This window comes from Mangrovibacterium lignilyticum (genome assembly GCF_010882175.1).
Classification (GTDB): Bacteria; Bacteroidota; Bacteroidia; order Bacteroidales; family Prolixibacteraceae; genus Mangrovibacterium; species Mangrovibacterium lignilyticum.
On the sequence record NZ_WKLH01000001.1, the window covers coordinates 890097 to 912385 of the forward strand.

Below are 22289 nucleotides of genomic sequence, written 5' to 3' on the forward strand. Positions count from 1 at the left end.
AAGGTCAGAGACCCTAAAAAGAAACCGGCTTTAATTTCAACCCGGTTTTTTCATCCAATCCAAATTGCAGGTTCATGTTTTGCACGGCTTGTCCTGAGGCACCTTTCAGCAAATTATCGGTCACACTCAAAATCATCAGCTTGCTGCCATGTTTCTCCAAATGCAAAATGGCTTTATTGGTATTGACTACCTGCTTCACATCCGGGTTTTCTTTGGTTATAAAAACAAACGGATGTTCGGCATAATACGTTTCATACAAACTCACAGCGTCCTCAATTGTTCCGGCAAATTCGGTATAAGTTGAAGCAAAAATGCCCCGTGTGTGATTTCCCCGCACCGGAATAAAGTTGATGGCTTTATCAAATCCGGGTTGAAGCTGCTTCACACTTTGGGTAATCTCACCCAAATGTTGATGTTGAAATGCCTTGTAAACCGACACATTGCTGTTTCTCCAGCTAAAGTGCGAGGTTGATGAGGGCGCCTGCCCCGCTCCTGTCGATCCGGTAATTGCATGCACATGCAACTCATCGGTCAGCAGCCCGGCTGCAGCAAGGGGCAACATTGTCAATTGGATTCCCGTTGCAAAGCATCCGGGGTTGGCAATGTGCCCCGATTGTCGGATTGTTTCGCGGTTCAATTCCGGCAAGCCGTACACAAAGTCGTTTCCTTCTGCTTTTAAACGGTAATCGTGACTCAGGTCAATAATTTTCACTGTTGAAGGAATGTCATTCGCGGTGACAAACTCCTTCGATTTTCCGTGTCCCATGCACAGGAAGATCACATCACTCAGGCTAAAGTCGGGCTTAGCGACAAAAACCAAGTCTGTATCTCCCAGCAGGTCACGGTGTACTTCGTAAATCGGGTTCCCCGCGTTACTGCTACTCTGGATAAAAGCCAGCTCAGCTTGCGGGTGGTTCAACAAAATCCGGATTAATTCGCCTGCCGTATAACCGGCACCTCCAATAATTCCTACTCTTATCTGACTCATCTCTCCGGGTTAAAATTTCTTATTGACTGAATTATAAATCTTCAATGAGGTTCCTAATATTTTCGTAAATCCTTTTACATCATCCGAAGTCCAGGCTTTATTCATTTCGCCGTACTCGCCGAAGTCAGATTTCATCAAGTCATATTCTGAATCAATTCCTACCAGCACAAACTGATAAGGGCGTAATTTTACAATCACTTTCCCTGAAACTGAATTTTGTGTGTTTTCCAGGAACTTTTCGATGTCGCGCATAACCGGATCAAGGTATAGCGACTCGTGCAGGAACATACCGTACCAGTTTGCTAATTGCTCTTTCCAATACATCTGCCATTTGGTCAGGGTATGTTTTTCGAGCATTTGATGCGCTTTAATAATAATCATTGGCGCAGCAGCTTCAAAACCGACACGACCTTTGATACCAATAATCGTATCGCCAATGTGCATGTCGCGACCAATGGCATAAGGAGCAGCTATAGCTTCCAAATCGCGAATGGCTTCTACTGTATTGAAATAGCGTTTACCATCAACTCCTTTCAATTCCCCTTCAACAAAATCGAGTGTGATCTCGCGCTCTCCTTTTTCTGTTAATTGAGAAGGATAAGCTTCTTCCGGCAACGTTTTATCGGATGTCAGCGTTTCTTTTCCACCAATACTGGTTCCCCAAAGGCCTTTATTAATCGAGTAGGCCATTTTACTCCAGTCAGCTTCAACACCATGTTCTTTCAGGTAGTCAATTTCTTCCTGACGAGTCAACACCAAATCGCGGGTTGGAGTCAAAATTTTAATATCCGGTGCTAAAACTTCAAAAGTGAGGTCGAAACGAACCTGGTCGTTCCCAGCGCCGGTACTACCGTGAGCCACATATTTTGCACCGATTTTTTTTGCGTATTCAATAATGGCAATCGCTTGAAAAATTCGCTCCGAACTTACTGAAATAGGGTATGTATTATTGCGCAATACGTTTCCGAAAACCATGTACTTAATACTCTTTTCGTAGTACGTATCTGTAACATCAAGCGTGACATGTTTGGCTGAGCCCAATTCGTAGGCTTTCTTTTCAATTGTTTCCAGCTCTTCTTTACCAAAACCACCGGTATTGGCAATTGCTGTATAAACTTCCAAACCTTTCTCAACGGACAAGTATTTTGCACAAAACGAAGTATCTAACCCGCCACTGTATGCTAATACTACCTTTTCTTTCATTTTATTTTATTTTAAAAAAGTGATGACACAAATCCAGCATTTACTGAAAACTTACAACTTTACTAACCTTACAACCTGCCTGAACTGCTGTTTAACAATTAATCCTGAAAATTCCTATGATACTAAAAAAGTTCAGAACAGGTCTTTTATGAAAAAATTAATCCTGAAATGACTGCCGAACAGTGCCACCACTTATATCTTGTTTTACTCTTTTAAATACACTAAAGTTTGATTCTTTGCCTCCATTATTTGACTTCGGCTTTAATTTTCCGATCATCTCAATTAATGAGATTTTTTTCGGCTTTTCCTCCACTGCTTTTTTTGCTTTTTCCCAAGCCGGATCGAACAGCATTCCGGTGCATAAGCACTTCGAACGTCCGGTTCGTTGCAAAATATCATAATTCACGCAGCTTTGACAACCTTTCCAGAAACTTTCATCGTCGGTCAGCTCAGAGAACGTCACCGGACGATAGCCCAATTCGTGGTTAATTTTCATAACCGCCAAACCGGTTGTCAAACCGAATATTTTTGCATCAGGGTATTTTTTTCGCGATAGCTCAAAAGCCTTCTTCTTGATCTCTCGAGCTAAGCCTCCTCCCCTGTAGTCTTTCACTACGATCAAACCTGAATTTGCGACAAAACGATTATGTCCCCACGATTCAACGTAGCAAAAACCGGCAAATTTTTCGCCATCGAGCGCAATAATAGCTTTGCCCTCGCTTATTTTGGAGGTAATATATTCATCGGTACGACGGGCAATACCAGTGCCACGCTCTTTCGAGGCCGAGTCGATGGTGTCGTTTATGACGGTCACATACTTCAGATGCGATTCATCTGCAACAACAACTTTCATTTCTTCGAATGTCTTCATTTCTTTACTTGCCAATCTTTTCCTGTAACTTAGGCATAATTAATATCAAGCTATTTTTAAGATCCCTGGGACTAATGCCTTCCCGCATCACTAACAAAATCGTATCATCTCCGGCAATACTCCCTAAAATCTCATATGGCTCTGCATTGTCTAAAACGGCAGCTATGCTGCTGGCATACCCTGGCCGGGTTCTCATAACCGCCAGGTTACCGGAAAAATTCAAATCGCGAAATCCATCGGCCAAAAAATTCACTTCGTCGCCCGAATCCCTTGATTCAATATTTACACCTTCCGGCATAACATATATGTAACCTTGATCGCCCGAAGGCACTTTAGCTACTTTTAACGTTTTCATATCGCGAGACAAGGTGGCCTGCGTAAGGTGATATCCTTGTTCATGTAATTTCACCAACAATTCATCCTGACTATGAATTTCACTGGAAACAATAATCTGCTTAATGGCTAATTGTCGGCTAACGCGATTCTTCATTTTTGTATATATATGCAAACCTCCTGCAAATTTATTCATTTTTTATAAAAAACAAATTTTAATTCCGGAATTATTTCTATTTTTGTAGCGGATTTAAAAAACAGGTCGAAAACCTGAATCAAAGAAGTGAAAGAATAATTTCTGAAAAAGTGAACAGAATACATCAAATTAATAGAAAATAAGCACAATGCGTTTGAACTACTTCCGTAGACAGACGCATTTTTTTTAATCAATATAAGCGATCATAAGAAATGACAGAGGCAAAAAAAGTCAGTTTGGTTTTAGAAGACGGAACCCGTTTCGAGGGTAAATCTTTCGGATACGACAAGTCGATTGCTGGCGAGGTAGTTTTTTACACCGCCATGACAGGTTATCCGGAAAGTTTAACAGATCCTTCATATACGGGACAGATCTTGGTTTCGACCTTCCCTCTAATTGGGAATTATGGGGTACCTTCTGATCAAAAAAAGGATGAAATCCACAAATTTTACGAATCCGACAAAGTGCACATTAGCGGTTTGATTATCTCCGACTACTCGGCAGAATACAGCCACTGGAATGCGATTAAAAGTTTGGGCGACTGGTTGAAAGAATCGAAAGTACCTGGACTATATGGAATCGACACACGCGCACTAACAAAAATCCTGCGGGTGAAAGGATCCATGTTGGGTAAAATTGAATTCGAGGATGAGCCAATTGAATTGTATGACCCAAATGCTGAAAACCTGGTAGCTGTTGCCAGCACCGACAAAAAAGAAGTTTACGGGAATGGCGAGCACAAAGTAGTGCTGGTTGATTGTGGTGTAAAAAACAACATCATCCGCTGCTTGCTAAACCGAAATTCAACCGTTATTCGAGTTCCTTGGGACTACGACTTCACAACGGACGAATTCGATGGTGTATTCTTATCAAACGGACCCGGCGACCCCGCCATGTGCGATAAAACTGTTGCCAACATCGAAAAAGCTATCCAACTCGAAAAACCAATCATGGGAATTTGTTTGGGTAACCAATTGCTTGCCCGTGCTGCCGGAGCTGAAACGTATAAGTTAAAGTTCGGACACCGTAGCCATAACCAACCGGTTCTTCTTGCCGGAACTGATCGCTGTTTTATTACCTCTCAAAACCACGGCTATGCCGTTGCTCCGGAATCCCTGCCTGCTGACTGGGAACCGATGTTCATCAATGTAAACGACGAAACCAATGAGGGTATTCGTCACAAGACCAAGCCCTTCTTCTCTACACAATTCCACCCCGAAGCCTGCAGTGGCCCGGTTGATACGGAATATTTGTTTGACGAATTCATTGAAAACATTGTAAAATTCAAAAAAGGCTAACAAATCATTCCTGAACAAGGAAAAGAAAGGAGCAAAACACTAAAAATTATGGTACGTTTAAATAAAAGTATTAAAAAAGCAATTGTTCTGGGTTCGGGTGCACTGAAAATCGGTGAGGCCGGCGAGTTCGACTACTCCGGATCACAAGCCCTGAAAGCCTTAAAAGAAGAAGGCGTTGAAACGATTCTGATCAACCCGAATATTGCAACCATTCAAACATCGGAAGAGATTGCCGATAAAATCTACTTTCTTCCGGTAACAGCTCATTTTGTAGAGCAGGTTATCAAAAAAGAAAACCCTGACGGGATTCTGTTGGCTTTTGGTGGTCAAACAGCACTTAACTGTGGTGTTGACTTATTCAGACAAGGAATTCTGGAAAAATACAATATCCAGGTTGTTGGTACACCCGTGCAAAGTATCATCAACACAGAAGACCGCGAGATATTTGCGGGCATTTTAGGTGAGATTGATGTACTAACACCACGCAGTGTAGCTTGTACCAACATGGCTGAAGCCAAAGCTGCAGCTGAAAAACTTGGTTTCCCAATCATCGTTCGCGCCGCTTACACCCTTGGTGGACTCGGTAGTGGATTCTGCGCCAACGATGAAGAACTGGACAAACTGGTTTCAAGTGCCTTCTCGTACTCACCTCAGGTGTTGGTTGAAGAATCACTAAAAGGATGGAAAGAGGTTGAATACGAAGTTGTTCGCGACAAATACGACAACTGTATCACCGTTTGTAACATGGAAAACTTCGACCCACTGGGTATCCACACCGGCGAGTCGATTGTAGTTGCTCCTTCGCAAACACTTTCCAACTCCGAATATCACAAGCTGCGCCAAATTTCCATCAAGATCATCCGTCGTATCGGTATCGTTGGAGAATGTAACGTACAGTTCGCACTCGATCCACATTCGGAAGATTACCGGGTTATTGAGGTCAACGCACGTCTTTCTCGTTCTTCAGCTTTGGCATCAAAAGCAACCGGTTATCCATTGGCTTTCGTAGCTGCCAAATTAGGCTTGGGTTACGGTCTCCACGAGCTGAAAAACTCGGTGACCAAAGTAACGACAGCTTGTTTCGAGCCAGCTCTGGACTACGTTGTTTGTAAAATACCTCGTTGGGATTTGAATAAATTCAGCGGCGTATCGAAAAACCTCGGAAGTTCTATGAAATCGGTGGGTGAGATCATGTCAATCGGCCGAAGCTTCGAAGAAGCGATCCAAAAAGGGATCCGGATGGTTGGACTGGGGATGCACGGTTTTGTTGGAAACAAAGAGGAAATCACCATCGAACAAATCGATGAAGAACTTTCGAACCCAACCGACCGTCGTATTTTTGCCATTGCTGCAGCATTCGCCAAAGGATATTCCATTGAACAGATTCACGAAAAGACAAGAATCGACCACTGGTTCCTCCAGAAACTGCACAACATTCATGTATTGAAAGATGCACTGAGCGAAAAATCGAAACTGGAAAACGTGAGCGACGAATTGTTGCTTGATGTTAAAAAAGCCGGTTTCTCAGACTTCCAGATTGCTCGCTTGGTTATGGATTCAAGCAATAAAGAGATCCACGAAGCACTCATTGATGTTCGCAACTATCGTAAAGCAAAAAATATCGTCCCGGTTGTTAAGCAGATTGATACCCTTGCCGGTGAATATCCTGCTCAAACCAACTACCTCTACCTGACTTATAATGGTACTGAGAATGATGTTGAGTTTCCAAAAGATCAAAAATCAGTCATTGTTCTTGGCTCCGGTGCATACCGTATTGGTAGCTCGGTTGAATTTGACTGGTGTTCGGTGAATGCCATCAACACGATTCGCAAAGAAGGTTACCGCGCTGTCATGATCAATTATAACCCGGAAACAGTAAGTACCGACTACGATACCTGCGACCGACTGTACTTTGACGAGCTGACTTTCGAGCGTGTCATGGACATCTACGAAATGGAGAACCCCAAAGGGGTGATTGTTTCAGTGGGTGGACAGATACCGAACAACCTGGCCATGAAACTGCACAAGCAGGAAGTTAAAATCATGGGGACCTCGGCTATTAAAATTGACAATGCCGAAGACCGTAAAAAGTTCAGTGCATTACTTGACGAGATCGGCGTTGACCAACCACGCTGGAACGAATTAACCAGTTACGACGACATCTACAAATTTGTCGAGGTAGTCGGGTTCCCGGTATTGATTCGTCCTTCATACGTATTATCAGGTGCAGCGATGAATGTTGTGTCGAACCACGACCAACTGGATCACTTCCTGCAAATGGCTGCCGATGTTTCGAAAGAACATCCGGTTGTTGTTACCGAGTTCATCGAAATGGCCAAAGAGGTTGAAGTAGATGCTGTGGCCGATAAAGGTGAAATTGTTGCTTACGCAATTTCAGAACACGTTGAATTTGCCGGTGTTCACTCCGGTGATGCGACCATCGTATTCCCTCCGCAAAAATTGTATGTCGAAACCATTCGCCGAATTAAAAAGATCTCGCGTGAAATTGCGAAAGCACTGGAGATTTCCGGTCCTTTCAACATGCAGTTCCTGGCAAAAGACAACGATATTAAAGTAATTGAATGTAACTTAAGGGCTTCACGGAGCTTCCCTTTTGTGTCGAAAGTAATGAAGATCAACATGATTGAAATTGCGACACAAGTTATGCTCGGCGCTCCATATACCAAACCGGACAAATCATTGTTCGAACTGGATTATGTAGGCGTAAAAGCACCGCAGTTCTCATTCGCCCGTTTGCTGAATGCTGACCCGGTACTGGGAGTCGACATGTCTTCAACAGGTGAAGTAGCTTGTATTGGAGAGAATTTCTACGAAGCAATTCTGAAGTCAATGCTTTCTGTTGGTTACAAGTTCCCCGAGAAAAACATCCTGATCTCTTCCGGACAGGCTCGTTCAAAACTCGAATTATTGAACAGTGCGAAACTTCTTCAGGAACGCGGATTCAACATTTTCGCGACTGAAGGAACCCATCGTTTCCTTCGTGAAAACCAAGTAGAATCAACCATGCTGCACTGGCCCGACGAAGAAGACGAAAAGCCAAACACCATGGATTATCTGCGCGATAAGAAAATTGACCTGGTGGTTAATATCCCGAAAAATTACTCGAAACGTGAGCTTAGCAACGGATATAAAATCCGTCGTACTTCAATCGACTATAATATCCCGTTGATTACGAATGCCCGTGTCGCAAGTGCCTTCATTTATGCTGTATGCAAATACAAATTGGAAGACATTGTTATTAAACACTGGGACGAGTACAAAGCATAATTTCCAAAACAACAATAACGAAAAAATCCCGCTCAAAAGGCGGGATTTTTTCGTTTATTATCTACTCACTATTCTTTTACCGGCGCAAGGTATTTATAAACCAAGCCTGCTATAATTGCCCCGATAATCGGTGCCAGCCAAAACAACCATAGCTGCCCTATTGCCCAATCACCTACAAACAGTGCCTGACTTGTACTTCGTGCCGGATTAACAGAAGTATTTGTCACCGGAATTGAAATCAGGTGAATTAAAGTCAAAGACAAACCAATGGCAATACCTGCAAATCCGGCTGGCGCTTTCGGGTGAGTAGCCCCCAAAATGACAATCAAAAACATGAAAGTCATCACGACCTCGCAAACAAAGGCTGAAAGCATACTATATCCTCCAGGGGAATGTTCGCCGTATCCATTCGCTGCGAAGCCACCCAGCTCGAAGCCCGGCTTTCCGCTTGCAATGGCATACAAGACAGCAGCGGCAGCAATTCCGCCAAGCACCTGCGCAATAATGTATGGAATCAAGTCCTTCCCTTCAAAACGCCCACCGATCCAAAGACCAACAGACACCGCGGGATTCAAATGACACCCCGAAATATGACCAATGGCATAAACCATGGTTAAAACAGTCAACCCGAAAGCAAGGGCAACACCTGCAAAACCAATCCCTAATCCGGGAAAAGCTGCAGCTAAAACGGCGCTCCCGCAACCGCCCAAAACCAACCAAAAAGTTCCTAGAAACTCGGCTACAAGTTTTTTCATACGTTGATAATTTATTTAATGTGGATTAAATGAGTTGTATCATTCTGTGTATAATGAGGTTCAATTGATGGTATTCAAATTACGACATCTGTATGACATATAAAAGATCTTGTATCAATAACAGTAAATTAATTCAATACTAAATAAATCCGAAAAACAGCCTGAGAGGTTCGCTTATCGAAAGAAGAAAGAATTTTCTATCGGCAGAATTTGTAATTTGGCCCTTGATTTCAACCTCAAAAAAATTGCCCTATGAAGCGGATTATTACCTATTTTATGCAAGGAGTGGTTTTTGTTGCACCTTTAGCCATCACCGTTTATATTATCTTTTTAATCTTCGATTTCATTGATGGTCTGCTTCGCGACGTACTCGAATCGTGGTTAGGCCATATTGTCCCCGGACTTGGGCTGCTGGTTATCGTAGTACTACTCACCCTTCTTGGCTTATTGGGTGAATATGTGGTTTTCAACCCATTTAGACGAATTTGGGAACGGCTGCTAGGCCGTGCTCCGCTGTTAAAAGTAATTTACACCTCTTTGGTTGATCTCTTTTCCGCTTTTGTTGGCAAGGAAAAGAAATTCAATTCACCGGTTTTGGTATGTATTAACAAAGAAAACCAACTTTGGAAAATTGGGTTCCTCACCCAAAAGAACATGGATGAATTGGAACTGCCGGGAATGGTCGCTGTTTATTTTCCGCATTCCTATGCCTTCTCCGGCGAATTGTTTATGGTTGAAACGTCTGCTGTCAAAAAATTGGATATGCCTCCGGCCGAAGCCATGAAATTTGTTGTTTCCGGAGGAGTAACACGCGTCAACTAATCAACGACAAAAAACTGTCGATTATACGGCCATTCTTGCTTCATCCGATTTTTTCGATCATTTACCGATAAGTGTCGATAGAGCCGTCCATATTTCTTAAATTTGTTGCTAATCATAAGAAATTGTGTTTTTCGCAACAACTTAAACCAAAATCACAACTATGGAATTGTTTAACGCAACTGAAGTTGTAAAGGACTATGCCGGACATCGGGCGCTTGACCACGTGAGCATTTCGGTTGAAGAGCAATCCGTTTTCGGCTTGTTAGGCCCGAACGGAGCCGGCAAAACCACCCTCATCCGGATCATCAACCAAATTACGGCACCCGATTCAGGCGAAATATTCTTCATGGGACGTAAAGTCAAGTCAACCGACATTCAGTACATTGGATATTTACCAGAAGAACGCGGACTGTACAAAAAGATGAAAGTTGGCGAACAGGCTTTATACCTGGCTCAACTGAAAGGAATGTCAAAAAATGATGCCCTGAAGAATTTAAAAAAATGGTTTGAGAAATTTGAAATTCAACCTTGGTGGAACAAGAAAGTTGAAGAGCTTTCTAAAGGGATGGCACAAAAGGTACAATTTATCACCACCGTGATACACGAACCCAAGCTGCTTATTTTCGATGAGCCTTTCAGCGGATTCGATCCCATCAATGCCAAGTTGCTGAAAAACGAGATCCTCAACCTAAAAGAACAGGGGGCCACCATTATCTTTTCAACGCACAACATGGCATCCGTTGAAGAAATCTGTGATCATATCGCACTGATTCATAAGTCAAAAAAAATCCTTGATGGCAACATCTACGACATCAAAGAGAATTACAAACTCGGCATCTACGAAATAGAAACGCCCGAACTACATGCGGTCAACAGCCATTTCGCAGGCAATGGGTTTGAAGTCATGGAAGAGGAAATCCGAGGGAACCGCCAACGGGTTAAATTCCGGAAAAAGGACGGAGAAAGCAATCGCGATGTCTTACAAAAGCTAACAGCCCAAATAGAGATATCTGCTTTCAGGGAAGTCATTCCGAGCATGAACGACGTTTTCATTCAAGTTGTTGAACACGCAAACCTAACCAAATAAACCATGAACAAAGCACTTTTAATCCTCAAGCGAGAATACCTCACCCGTGTCCGCAAAAAGTCATTCATCATCATGACGCTTTTGGTTCCTTTTCTGTTCGGAGCTTTTACCATTTTACCGGCTTGGCTGGCCATGCAAGATGACCATGAAGAACGGACAATTGCGGTTTACGACGGGACCGGCATCTTTCTTGGTCGTCTCGAAAATACGGAATACACGAAGTTCCATTTTGTTCCTAAAGAAGAGTACCTCAAAATCCGGGAAGATCTTAAACAAAGCCCATTCTACGCTTTGCTGTTTATTCCGCCCAACATATTAAGTTCTAATCGGGCACAGATTTTTTCGGATAAACAAGTAACAATAGATATCAAATCATTAGTCGATGACAAGCTGGAGCAGATTCTGGAAAATGACAAGAAACAAAATGTGATTGCTGAATCAGGAATTCCGGATCTGGAAGAAAAGCTGGCTGCGACGAGAACAAACATCCAACTCGAAACAATTAAAATCGGTGAGCAAGGCGAATCAGTCAAGAGCTCTACCGAAATTGCAATGGCCGTTGGTTACGCTTGTGGCTTCATTATCTATATGTTTGTCTTTATATATGGCACGATGGTCATGCGCGGTGTCATGGAAGAAAAGACAAGCCGCATTGTTGAAGTTATTATCTCCTCGGTAAAACCGATGCAGCTCATGTTCGGCAAAATAGTTGGCATTGGGCTGGTCGGCCTCACACAATTGTTTTTTTGGTTGATCATAGGCGGAGCAATAATAACCGGGGTTCAAACTTTTGCCGGAGGAGACCCGGCACAAGCGATGGAACAAACCCAAAACCTAATGAACACCCAAGGGGTAGCTTCGGCTCCAGCTATTCAAGCGCAGCAACAAAATATGGCCCTCGAAATTATAGATATGATCGGCAACCTGAATCTGACGCTGATCCTTTCATCATTTATTTTTTATTTCCTGGCTGGGTTCTTAATGTATTCGTCTTTAATGGGCGCTATCGGATCAGCTGTCGATCATGATGAAGAAGCGCAGCAACTAATGCTGCCGGTAACCTTACCACTAATTTTCTCCATTATTATTCTCTTTCCTGTGGTCAAAAATCCGGAAGGTGCACTCGCCTTTTGGGCATCTATGATTCCACTAACATCGCCGGTAATCATGATGGTCCGTGTTCCATTCGGTGTTCCCACCTGGGAACTTCTATTATCTATGGCAACCCTAATTGCCTCAATAGCAGGAACAATATGGATTGCAGGCAAAATTTACCGCACCGGAATATTGATGTATGGCAAGAAAGTTAACCTTAAAGAAATTGTTAAATGGCTTCGATATCGAAATTAATTTCGTCAAAAGGTGACTAATCTCAGATTTTTTATTTATAATTGTTCCAGATAAGAAAACGACATGAATCAAAACTTCTTCTATATGTGCATGTGTTGTTGTATGAAAATGCAAAACGGGGAAGGTATGTGTCAACATCAGTAAGATTATATTTTCATAATATATTTTGAGCCTTCCCTTTCCGGAAGGCTTTTTTTTTGTAATTTTTTAAAACCCTATAAAATTAAAACACATGAAATTTAACAACATTCTTGAAACAATTGGCAACTCGCCACTTATTCGTTTGAATCATCTGTTCCCTGCAGATTACGAAGTTTACGTGAAACTGGAAAAAACCAATCCGGGCGGTAGTATCAAAGACCGCATTGCACTGGAAATGGTTGAAACAGCGGAACAACAAGGTATTCTGAAGCCCGACACCTTATTAGTCGAGCCAACTTCCGGAAACACTGGTATCGGATTAGCTCTGGTAGCTGCAGTGAAAGGCTACAAATTGATTTTGGTTATGCCTGAATCAATGTCAATTGAACGCCGCCGTATTTTAACGGCCTACGGAGCCGAACTGGTTCTTACGCCGAAAGAAAAAGGGATGAAGGGAGCTATTTCAAAGGCAGAAGAAATCGCAGCCGAGCACCCAAATTCATGGATACCTTCACAGTTTGACAATGAAGCAAACATTAACGCTCACCGCAAAAATACCGCTGAAGAAATTTTGGCTGACTTGCCGGAAGGTTTCGATTATCTGATTACCGGCGTTGGTACAGGCGGACACATTTCAGGTGTGAGCGAAGTGGTAAAAGCGAAATTCACGAATGTTAAAACATTTGCAGTTGAGCCGGAATTATCTCCTGTTATCAGCGGAGGAGCTCCCGGTCCTCATCCAATCCAGGGAATCGGTGCCGGATTTATTCCTAAAAACCTATTGACCGATCAATTGGACGGCACCATCCAGGTTTCAAAAGAAGAGGCATTTGAATACGCCAAACGTGCAGCCAAGGAAGAAGGCTTATTCGTAGGTATTTCATCCGGTGCATCTTTGGCTGCTGTTGCCAAGAAAATCCAGGAGCTTCCAAAAGGATCACGCATTGTAACTTTCAGTTACGATACCGGAGAACGCTACTTGTCAATTGACGGATTGTTTTAAACGACGAATAGTCATTCTTTCTATATTTCGAACAAATGGGAAATACGCCATGCAAGACCAGCTCAAAAGAGCTGGTCTTTTTGCTTGCTACACACGATAACAAACCCGAAAACACTCTTCACCTTACATTCTTCTAAGTCTTAATAAACTAAACAAATTAGTCAAACAGCCTCATTCATCACGACTAATTCCGAAACCAGATAAAATCAACCATTCCATTTTCTATCTTTACTTTTTTAATACAAAACAGGATGAAACTCGCAGTAATCGATTTAGGAACAAATACCTGTAATTTACTGATTGCCGAACTGGTAAAAAACGACTACCGTTTGCTATACCAAGGCAAAGTTGGCGTAAAATTGGGGAAAGGTGGCATCAACAAAAAACAGCTAACACCAGAGGCCTTTGAACGGGCCATCTCCTCCTTAAAGACTCATCAACAAACGATTGCCAGAATCGGTGCCGACAAGGTGATCACCATTGCGACTTCAGCTGTTCGGGATGCTGATAACAAGTACGAATTCGCCAAAGCCTTGCGGGATGCTACTGATCTGGAATTGACCATTATCTCAGGAGAAGAGGAAGCCCGGCTAATTTTCAACGGCGTTGTACTTGCTTTTGGTGATATTCCGAAAAACAGCCTGATCATGGATATTGGCGGAGGAAGCAATGAGTTTATTCAAACAAATGGGAATAGCTTTAACTGGAAAGATAGTTTTCCACTGGGAATGGCTCGGGTCGTTGAGCAATTTCCACTGTCAGATCCGATCAATCCCGAAGAAATTAAAGCTATCGAAAGTTGGTTTGATGTTGGCTTGAACAATCTTTGGAACCAACTAAACGGATCAGAAGTGAGTAATCTCATTGGTTGTTCAGGAGCCTTCGACACCCTGGCTGACCTCGTTGACAATACGGCTCCCGGAACAAAACAACGGATTACCCAGTCAATCAACAAGGATGATTTCGCCAGGATTTCCCAACAAATCATCCATTCAACCAAAGCTGAGAGAGAAAAGATGACGGCTATGGAACCTCTTCGGGTAGAAATGATTGTTCCGGCCTTTATTCTTATTCGGCTCGTTCTGGAGAAGTTAAAGATTTCTAAAATTACCCAAACTGACTTTGCCTTGCGCGAAGGGATTTTGCGCGAATGGATTAATGATTAATTTTGTTGATCAACACTGATAAAAACAAACACATGTCTAAAATACTTGTAGTCGACGATGAACGCAGCATACGGAATACGCTAAAAGATATTCTGGAGTATGAAAAATACCAAGTTGATTTAGCAGAAGACGGAATTAGTGGACTGGAACTGGTTCAAAAAAACGAGTACGACATTGTTTTGTGCGACATTAAGATGCCCGGTATGGATGGCATTGAGGTGCTTGAAAAAATTCAGGAAGCCGGTATTGATACACCTGTCGTTATGATTTCGGGGCATGGAAACATCGACACTGCTGTAGAATCGATTAAAAAAGGTGCATTCGATTTTATTGAAAAGCCACTGGATCTGAATCGCCTGTTAATCACAATTCGCAATGCCACCGACAAATCAAACCTGATTACTGAAACGAAGGTTCTGAAGAAGAAGGTCAGCAAGAAATATGAAATCGTTGGCGAATCGGAAACCATTCTCAAGATCACAAACATGGCTGATCGTGTGGCACCAACCGATGCGCGTGTTTTAATCACCGGATCGAACGGAACAGGCAAAGAATTGATCGCCCGTCGATTACATGAAAAAAGCAACCGATCATCACAACCATTCATCGAAGTAAACTGTGCTGCGATTCCTTCTGAACTCATTGAAAGCGAACTTTTTGGACATGAAAAAGGCGCCTTTACTTCAGCCTTAAAACAGCGCAAAGGGAAATTTGAGCAGGCCGATGGCGGAACCCTGTTTTTGGATGAAATCGGCGACATGAGCCTCTCAGCACAAGCCAAAGTACTGCGGGCCCTGCAGGAAAACATTATCACCCGTGTTGGTGGCGAAAAACCTATCAAAGTAGATGTGCGTGTTGTTGCAGCCACCAATAAAAACCTAAGCGACGAAATTGAAAAAGGTAACTTTCGGGAAGATTTATACCACCGCCTAAGTGTCATTCTCATTAAAGTTCCATCATTGAATGAGCGCCCTGATGACATCCCGCTGCTGGCGAATCACTTCATTTCGCAAATCTGTGGTGAATATGGCATGCCTCGGAAAAACATACAGCCCGAAGCAATAGCTAAGCTACAGGAAATGAAATGGACCGGAAATATTCGTGAGTTCCGTAATGTTATCGAACGACTGATTATACTTTGCGATAAAACAATTACCGGTGAGGATGTTGACGCCTTTGCAGCTCCGCTCAAATAACGATGATTCAAAATCCTTAGCGTCCAATCGCAGCCGAACTCAAAACATTTTTTAGATTTTTTTCTGCGAAAGAAAACATCTTTAGAATTCCGTTGTTTACTATGACATAAAAGTTTGAAGTTCTTTTACAAACGATATCTAGAAGATGAACCTCTGAGTACGGTAAGTTTATTTGTTGTTGTCATGGCGTATTTTTTAAACATCTAAATTCGGGTAGCGTGCCCGGAGTACTGGCCGTTATTCAGGGGTTTTCTTTTGTTTTGTCAACTTTTTGTTAGAACACTCACTATTTTTTCTTTGTTTCGTACTATCTTAATGGCGTTCTATTTTAACTTCTTACGTCCATGCTAAAAAGAACCCCATTCTTAACGATCCACATTCTCTTTTTTATCATTCTATTCTTTTTTATGGGTTTCCATAGGCTTTGGTTTAAAGAGCCACAGTCCATTCATGCCTGGCGACAGTCCGACAGCTACGCCATCACCCTAAACTATTACCTTGAAAATCATAATCTATGGAATCCTCATTTGTTTTACACATCAGAGAATGGCGACCGACAGGCGGTAAGCGAGTTTCCTATCATCTATTACATTGTTGGAAAAATATGGAAAATAACCGGCGAATCTCCCGGCATATTTCGACTTATTAACCTGCTGATATTTTGGATCGGGCTCTACCATCTGCTGTTGTTGATCAATCATTGGGTGAAAGATCGATTTTGGTCTTTCGCGGTACTTCTTTTTCTTTATTCGTCTCCCATCATTGGGTATTACGCCTTTAATTTCACCCCCGACGTACCAGCCTTGGGATTAGCAATGAGTGGTTTATATTTTCTAAACAAGTACCTACACAACGGTAAAATTACGACTTTAATTGCTGCCTGCCTTTTTTATACTTTGGCTTCCCTACTGCGCATAACCGCCCTATTATCTATATTGGCAGTAATCTTTACATTGGTAGCTTACTACCGTGCCCAACTTTTTGCCAGTAGAAGAAAGTTACTAGAACTAGGCTTGTCTCTTTTAGTCATAGCTGGAGTGTATTTTGCATGGAACCGTTATGCCAACTGGTACAACCAGCAACATATAAGTAGCATGTTCTTGCAGGAAATCCTCCCAATATGGAAGCTTAATTCAGAGCAGATCGAAAGAATCGTTGAATGGGCTTATCGCGATATTATTCCAGCTTATTTAAACCCAGCTGGACTGGTCTTTGTAATCTCCATCTTCATTTTTTTGCTAATCCGCTTTAATAAAGTACCTGTTTCACTCTTTCTATTTACTGTATTTTTCGGACTTGGGAGCATCGGCTTGATGCTACTGTTTTTTAAAATGCTAGACGTTCACGACTATTTTCTCACCTTCAGCCTCCTTATAATTCCTGCGATTCTAACCACCGCTTTGGTATACATCCGGCAACAAAATCCAGAATGGCTCAACTCTACTACAAACAAGATACTAACAGGTATTTTACTAGCCTTGCTTTTAAACAGCAGTATGATTATTTCGCGCTCACACTACAACCCACATCAATCCGCTGTCAGGAACAGCTTCCCACTCGAGAAATCGAAACGGGAATATTGGGATTACATATACTGGACCATGGAACTTCAGGATTTTCAATACAAAGGAATGTCTACCTACTTGCGAGAGCTACATATCGAGAATAACGACAAAATCATCTCTCTGGGAGACTACTCCCCCAACCGGACCCTTGTTTGGATGGAAACCCAGGGATTTACTTACGCGTATGGCGAGGACCGAAATCTCGAAGCCTTTATCGAGAAATGCATTCACGCAGGAGCCAGGCACCTCGTATACAACGAAAACGTTCAACCTGATTTGGAAAAACTGCAACCATACCTGGGTAAACAAATCGGGCAGTACAACAAGATCAGGGTGTATGAGATCACCCATTAAACAAACTTGCAACTCCGTGCAGCTGAAATAGTGCGAAACTACTTCCCTGATCCATCTAATTGCGTTCTGCCATGTAAACCGCGTCCAGATATATCATTGAGTCCAATGGTATTCCTTTATCTTTTGCTTTCTGTCTGACAGTGGAGAGCCATTCTGGAGTATTCTTAATTTCCTGGATATAATGGTCTATTTTGTTATCAAAGTTGGATTTTTTGGTGGAATATTTAATTTCAAATTGACTTTGAAGCGAATCTGCTTGATCCGGCCTTATCTGTGAATTTAAAGCGACAATATATGTACTTGTTGTAAGTTGTTTAAAAATTGTATCTAACGAAACTGGTATGCCAAGTCGGCTCGCTTCATCTTTTACCACATTAATCAAGCGCCCGGCATGTCGCGACGGAGTAGATAAAACGTGTATCTTTTTTCCTGAAATAAGTACAGTATCAAGTGAAGCAAAAGAAGAATGCCAGAATTTTACATCGTTACTACCATCAACGGAGGTGATCACATGCGGATAGACTTTGTGTAAAATGGCTTCATACTTTACTCTGTCAGCACAATAACTAAATCCATAAACAAGTGCATTTTCCACCTGTGGCCCACTTTCCCAGGTCGGCTCTACAAACCAATAATCCTCTTTCCCAATATGGCTTTCAACAAACTGAGCCGCCTGTTTTCTATAAGTGTTTGAAGCTGCTATAGCATTATAATCTGTTGATAAGAAAGGGGCTAACGATATAAACAGCAAAAGAATCAGCAATCCATATTTCATTACTGCCGTCACTTTCCGCAAACCCATCGAATTTTCGAATAGAAAAACAATCCCAAACAGAAATATTCCATAAGTACTGAAAAGTGGCACGAGGTAATAATTTTTATAATGTTTCGCAACTATTACAAGTTGGATCAAAATCAAGACCATATACCCCAAAACAAAAGGCAAGCCTTCCCTTTTGCCTTTTGGCTTCCAAAGGACAACGATCAAAGCAGCCAGAAGTAAAAGAACAATAAACAGAAGCTCCGGATTCGTAGTGAAGATTACTTTTAGATTATCTAAAATCTTCCCCATGTTGAGAATCCGCGAATCACCGGATCCATATAGCCCATCGTGACTTATGACCTCAAATACGAACCGTTTAAATGCCTGAAACTTACCTAAAATTGGTGAAATAAATAAGGCAAATGATAATAGCCCCGAAATCGCGTAGATGCCCCTACACTTCCAATTATTCAGCAAAAACAATACAAAAACTAAAAGTGGGAGGTAGTTTATTTTGGTTGCAAACCCAAGTCCCATTACCAGGCCGAGCCAAGCGGCCAACTTTAGCTGATTTGGCGTTTCAGTGAATAGAAATTTAAGTAACACGATAACGAACAAGAGCGTGACAATAGCTAAAAAGCGATCGGGATTACACCGATTAAAAAGGTCTAAAAGAACCTGCTGATAAAAAAGGCTCAATTGTAATATAAGAACGTTTGTTATTCGATGATTTTGAATGCCAATCTTCCCAATTATAAATACCAGCGATGCAGCGAGTAACGTTAATGATATTGAAATCGCTCCAAGGTAAAACTCCGGGCGGGTTAAAACATCAACGGCAATACTGTCTTTCCCTGCCAAAAGATGTACAATTCGAATAATTAGCCCATTGTAAACCTGAAACGGGGTACCGGGGTGATCGGTGTGCCCAATTTGTCCAAACTTTAAAAGTGCGCAATTTAGTCCGTTTATCAAGTAGGGATATTCAGGGTCAGATCCTTTTACATAAAAGGGTAGACTTGTAAGGTATGAATATACTCCCCAAAGAATTACCAGAAATGGAACAACATAGATCGTTTGATTCCGGTGAAAAACGGACATTTTTGACTTCATAAACTTTCTTTAATTAAATTACTGCGTGGCAAAGACACTCATTTTAACCAGAAGCTGACCATACTTAAAGCGATTAATTTGGCCACCCCGGCACTCCATCCTTGGACTCCGCTTAAGATGTCTGTTGTATTTAATATGTCGAAAATAGCAACATTAGTTCGAGGAAACAAGCCGGGCACAATCAATCAATTTCATCCAGAAAGTCCCGATTATTTCGCCTTTCCAAATTTTATCGTTTATATTTGACAGACTGATTCAAAATAAATTCATGGAGAGAGTTGCCATATTCCCAGGATCTTTTGATCCGTTTACTATTGGTCACGAAAGTGTTGTTCGTCGGGCCATCCCAATGTTTGATAAAATTATTATCATGATCGGATACAACTCCAATAAAAAATCATTTTTCCCCTTGGAGAAACGGTTGGGTTGGATTGACAAGGTATTCAGCGATGAACCTAAAGTCGAAGTCCGGAAGCATGAAGGCTTGACCGTTGATTTTGCCCGATTGGTTGGCGCAAATTATATTTTGCGCGGTTTGCGTACTTCGGCTGACTTTGAATACGAGCGTGCGATTGCTCAAATGAACAAAAAACTATACCCGCAGATTGAAACCATGTTCTTACTGACGATGCCAGAACATACGCCGATCAATTCATCAATCGTCAGAGATATTATTTTGCATGGTGGTGATGCCAGCATGTTTATTCCTACCGGATTGAACATGGACGAATTTACATTGAATAATGAATAAGCTTTTCACTTTTATTTTTCTCTTTTCGTTAGTTTTTGCAGCCCAGGCCCAAACACAAGCCGTGCAAATCAGCGGAAATGCTCCGGAATATGCCGGTCAGCAAATTGCGCTGATCTGTCCATCGAATCCGGTTATCTACAATAACGACCTGATAACCACAATCAAAATTTTACCCGATGGATCTTTCGATGCATCAGTTTTTATCAATCAAACGAGCTATTGCTATGCGTTAATTGGTCGTTGGAAAGCGGAAATATACTTAGAGCCCGGAGAAAACTACCAGCTAGTTCTCCCCCCCTACCAACCGTTAAGCGAAGTTGAAAAAAGGAATCCGTATTTTCAGCCCCAGTCAATTTCATTCGGCATAAAAGAATTGCCGGCGGATGACACCAACCGTTTGATTCAAAATTTCGAAGAAGCTTACAACCGGGAAGAAAACAACTACTTCAACCAGATTTTCAAAGACAAATCAAAACTTGCGGCAGATGCAATGATCAGCCAACTGGAGAGCGAGTTTCCTGAAAGCGGAAACAGCTATTTCGAAGCCTACAAATACTATAGGTTAGTGACGATCCGCTTTGCGCTGAACCAGGATAAAACAAGCGAATTCATCAAAACATATGTCGATCGGCAACCAATCCAGTCCAATCTGCCACCTTTCGAACAACTGTTTAATCAATTGCTCACCAACTTTTTCTATCACGAAAGCAACCTGATTGACGGCAGCCAATTTCGGACATTAGTGGGCACCGCAAACCTGAAAGGCATCGAGAAGTACCTCACCGAGAGAAATGGATGGAGCACAGATTTTAGCCATATGGCTATTCTGAAAGGAATTAATGATGCATTTTACAAGCAACAGTTTAATCCCCAAACCATACTCAATCTGCTAAGTAAAATAGAGCAAAGCAATTGGGGAACGGGAGAAAAGAAAATAGCAGCGGCACTAAAAGTTAAACTCCTCCACTTGATGGTTGGAACTGAAGCTCCTGAAGTCCACATGCAGGATCTCAACGGTACTTCAGCCAAATTAAGTTCTTTTAAAGACAAGTTTGTCTATCTTCATTTTACCACAGTAACCAATCCAATTTGCAGAAAACAGCTGGATGAGCTGAAAACCATTGCAGACCAATACAAGACAAAAGTTGAATTCATCAACTTACTCCCCAAAGCCGATTTAGCTAAAAAAAAGCTGATTTTACAACAAAACTGGCCAGGCAAATTTATGATTGTTGATGATGAAGTGCTGGAAAACTACCAGGTAAAATCATTCCCCACCTCGTATCTTCTGGACGAAAAAGGCATTCTGATTTCCTCTCCGGCTTTAAACCCGTTAGATGGATTATCACATACGCTATCGGATACGATGAAGCAAAAGCAATTGCAGTAATCTAGAAATCAGGCTAAATAATCATTTAGCAGGTCTCGCAAATTACCGTAAGTTGATTGAAAAACCTGGTCGAGTTGCGAAGGAGCAAACCAGCGAACTTCGGCAATGTCTTCTTCAGTCTGAGGAACAGGGATGTCACTCCCTGAATATGACATTTCGAACCAGGATGTTTCTTTCCACACCCAGTTGTCATCCTCGGGCAAGTAAGGAGACTGGTAAATGTGATAGGTTGAAGGAAGTTTTCGTTGAATCACCATGCTCCCGATTCCGCATTCTTCTTCCACTTCCCGAACTGCAGCACTTTCGGTTGATTCACCTTCTTCGATCTTACCTTTGGGTAAATCCCATACGCCCAAACGCTTAATAAATAAAATTTCGCCCTGAATATTTCGAACAATTCCTCCTGCAGCCGGAATTGGATTCATCTGCTGAATCACCTTATGAACCAAGTCTTTTTCAATCAAACATTTATAGATAGGTTCTTCAACATATTTCCGGCTTTTCAAGCTCACCAGAAAAGCCGAAAAATCACTAACTCGCTGTATTTCAATTGAATTCTCAATGTTACCTGAAAGTGAATTCTTAATTTTAGGTAACAAAAGGATCACCGACTCATTGAAAAAAACTTTGTACATTTGCGAGGAATTCAGATAAAA

18 protein-coding genes are annotated in these 22289 nt (G+C 41.9%); 11 read left to right on the top strand and 7 right to left on the bottom strand.

Going from position 1 to position 22289, the window contains the following annotated elements; genetic code table 11:
- Positions 1-13: 13 nt before the first annotated feature.
- The 4 genes from argC to GJV22_RS03595 all read right to left on the bottom strand — a co-directional run bounded on the left by argC (position 14) and on the right by GJV22_RS03595 (position 3591).
- A complete protein-coding gene (gene argC / locus GJV22_RS03580) occupies positions 14-988 on the bottom strand; it encodes an N-acetyl-gamma-glutamyl-phosphate reductase (protein WP_163708799.1) in 975 nt (324 codons plus the stop codon).
- A 9-nt stretch (positions 989-997) separates the two neighbouring features.
- Positions 998-2191 carry an argininosuccinate synthase gene (locus GJV22_RS03585; RefSeq protein WP_163708802.1) on the bottom strand — a complete coding sequence of 398 codons (1194 nt, stop codon included), beginning with the start codon at positions 2189-2191 and terminating at the stop codon, positions 998-1000.
- Positions 2192-2348: 157 nt separating this feature from the next.
- Positions 2349-3062, bottom strand: coding sequence for a GNAT family N-acetyltransferase (locus GJV22_RS03590; RefSeq protein ID WP_238480271.1), 714 nt, complete (start codon positions 3060-3062; stop codon positions 2349-2351).
- Between the two features lie 4 nt (positions 3063-3066).
- A complete protein-coding gene (locus GJV22_RS03595; RefSeq protein WP_238480272.1) occupies positions 3067-3591 on the bottom strand; it encodes an arginine repressor in 525 nt (174 codons plus the stop codon).
- Positions 3592-3803: 212 nt separating this feature from the next.
- On the opposite strand from GJV22_RS03595, the gene carA reads away from it, so the two are divergent.
- Together carA and carB are read left to right on the top strand one after the other, a co-directional pair.
- Positions 3804-4889: a glutamine-hydrolyzing carbamoyl-phosphate synthase small subunit gene (carA, locus tag GJV22_RS03600; protein ID WP_163708805.1), complete on the top strand. Its 1086-nt coding sequence runs from the start codon at positions 3804-3806 to the stop codon at positions 4887-4889.
- A gap of 48 nt (positions 4890-4937) precedes the next feature.
- Positions 4938-8177 (top strand): carbamoyl-phosphate synthase (glutamine-hydrolyzing) large subunit, encoded by a 3240-nt coding sequence (gene carB / locus GJV22_RS03605; RefSeq protein WP_163708808.1) that lies wholly within the window; start codon positions 4938-4940, stop codon positions 8175-8177.
- 68 nt (positions 8178-8245) lie between these two features.
- On the opposite strand, the gene aqpZ is transcribed toward carB, so the two are convergent.
- A complete protein-coding gene (gene aqpZ, locus GJV22_RS03610; protein ID WP_163708811.1) occupies positions 8246-8932 on the bottom strand; it encodes an aquaporin Z in 687 nt (228 codons plus the stop codon).
- 252 nt (positions 8933-9184) lie between these two features.
- Between aqpZ and GJV22_RS03615 the strand changes: the two genes are divergently transcribed.
- The 7 genes from GJV22_RS03615 to GJV22_RS03645 all read left to right on the top strand — a co-directional run bounded on the left by GJV22_RS03615 (position 9185) and on the right by GJV22_RS03645 (position 17616).
- Entirely contained in the window at positions 9185-9754 is a 570-nt protein-coding gene (locus GJV22_RS03615) for a DUF502 domain-containing protein (protein WP_163708814.1), read from the top strand.
- Positions 9755-9914: 160 nt separating this feature from the next.
- A complete protein-coding gene (locus tag GJV22_RS03620; protein WP_163708817.1) occupies positions 9915-10841 on the top strand; it encodes an ABC transporter ATP-binding protein in 927 nt (308 codons plus the stop codon).
- A 3-nt stretch (positions 10842-10844) separates the two neighbouring features.
- Entirely contained in the window at positions 10845-12191 is a 1347-nt protein-coding gene (locus GJV22_RS03625; protein ID WP_163708820.1) for an ABC transporter permease, read from the top strand.
- A 232-nt stretch (positions 12192-12423) separates the two neighbouring features.
- Positions 12424-13335 (top strand): cysteine synthase A, encoded by a 912-nt coding sequence (gene cysK, locus GJV22_RS03630; protein WP_163708823.1) that lies wholly within the window; start codon positions 12424-12426, stop codon positions 13333-13335.
- 251 nt (positions 13336-13586) lie between these two features.
- Positions 13587-14501: a Ppx/GppA phosphatase family protein gene (locus GJV22_RS03635; protein WP_163708826.1), complete on the top strand. Its 915-nt coding sequence runs from the start codon at positions 13587-13589 to the stop codon at positions 14499-14501.
- Positions 14502-14533: 32 nt separating this feature from the next.
- Entirely contained in the window at positions 14534-15697 is a 1164-nt protein-coding gene (locus GJV22_RS03640; protein ID WP_163708829.1) for a sigma-54-dependent transcriptional regulator, read from the top strand.
- A 344-nt stretch (positions 15698-16041) separates the two neighbouring features.
- A complete protein-coding gene (locus GJV22_RS03645; RefSeq protein ID WP_163708832.1) occupies positions 16042-17616 on the top strand; it encodes an ArnT family glycosyltransferase in 1575 nt (524 codons plus the stop codon).
- 55 nt (positions 17617-17671) lie between these two features.
- Here GJV22_RS03645 and GJV22_RS03650 read toward each other — a convergent pair whose 3' ends face one another.
- Positions 17672-19492, bottom strand: a complete 1821-nt coding sequence (locus GJV22_RS03650) for a hypothetical protein (protein WP_163708835.1) — start codon at positions 19490-19492, stop codon at positions 17672-17674.
- Positions 19493-19760: 268 nt separating this feature from the next.
- Between GJV22_RS03650 and coaD the strand changes: the two genes are divergently transcribed.
- Together coaD and GJV22_RS03660 are read left to right on the top strand one after the other, a co-directional pair.
- Positions 19761-20243: a pantetheine-phosphate adenylyltransferase gene (coaD, locus tag GJV22_RS03655; RefSeq protein WP_163708838.1), complete on the top strand. Its 483-nt coding sequence runs from the start codon at positions 19761-19763 to the stop codon at positions 20241-20243.
- Positions 20236-21633, top strand: coding sequence for a TlpA family protein disulfide reductase (locus GJV22_RS03660; protein ID WP_163708840.1), 1398 nt, complete (start codon positions 20236-20238; stop codon positions 21631-21633). The genes coaD and GJV22_RS03660 overlap by 8 nt, the downstream gene beginning before the upstream one ends.
- A gap of 8 nt (positions 21634-21641) precedes the next feature.
- Here GJV22_RS03660 and GJV22_RS03665 read toward each other — a convergent pair whose 3' ends face one another.
- A complete protein-coding gene (locus GJV22_RS03665; protein ID WP_163708842.1) occupies positions 21642-22268 on the bottom strand; it encodes an NUDIX hydrolase in 627 nt (208 codons plus the stop codon).
- Between the last annotated feature and the right edge of the window lie 21 nt (positions 22269-22289).